Genomic DNA, 747 nt, shown 5'->3' with positions numbered 1-747 from the left:
CTGACTTCGTTTTTAACTCTGTAATCATCAAGACTGGTGACTGTTGCAGCCATTTTTAACTCCTCGAATCTTCTTGAATTCCGATACAAATCGATGTGCGAAACGCTTATTTTTTGATGCAGCAACCAATAGCCCATCTGGGCTATCTGGGTATAATCTTTCTTCATGGTTTTTATTGATAAATCGTCGCTTTTTTGGCATAATAACCTCGCTGAAATTGAAAGAAAAAAGGGAAATTCGGCGTTTCCCTTCTCCTTGAAATGCATAATTAAATACAACGCTCGATCTGACATTCTGAAGCTTCATCGTTTTTTAACTTTGGAGCTTCTTTTTTTGGCAATCTCAAATGCTCCAGCATGTCTATCAGCTTACGTATCTCTTCACCTGAGATATTCGTTATGACTAAATCCTGCTTCGGTGAATCGTAGCCAATGCAATCAAGCAGTTTTGCCATCTTCGGAATTATCCCATCCTCTGACTGCCATCTCGTAATCTGTGAAGGATTTACGCCAATAGCCTGTGCAATTCTTATTGCTGAATGCACCTTAATACCATTGCGTATTCTGGCTTCAATATTTTTTGCATTTGATTTGCGTGTAATCGTGGTTTCCATGTCTATAACACGAGTTTCGCAGTCTCTAAAAAAGAAGTATAAATTTAAAAACAAGAAAAAATCAGGATGTTCATATTTTGTCCGGTTATCCATGCATTAAAGATATCTATAAAATATTCTTGCAAGTAAGCAGT

The 747-nt window shown here is 37.2% G+C and carries 1 protein-coding gene; it reads right to left on the bottom strand.

Annotation, left to right across the window (positions count from 1 at the left end; genetic code table 11):
• Positions 1 to 268 precede the first annotated feature (268 nt).
• Positions 269 to 706 (bottom strand): CII family transcriptional regulator, encoded by a 438-nt coding sequence (locus CBG25_RS01670; protein ID WP_290604067.1) that lies wholly within the window; start codon positions 704 to 706, stop codon positions 269 to 271.
• Positions 707 to 747: the final 41 nt, after the last annotated feature.

Source organism: Arsenophonus sp. ENCA (assembly GCF_002287155.1).
Taxonomy (GTDB): Bacteria; Pseudomonadota; Gammaproteobacteria; order Enterobacterales; family Enterobacteriaceae; genus Arsenophonus; species Arsenophonus nilaparvatae.
The sequence above is the reverse complement of the archived record's forward strand: the minus strand, read 5'-3'. Positions and strand labels throughout refer to the sequence as shown.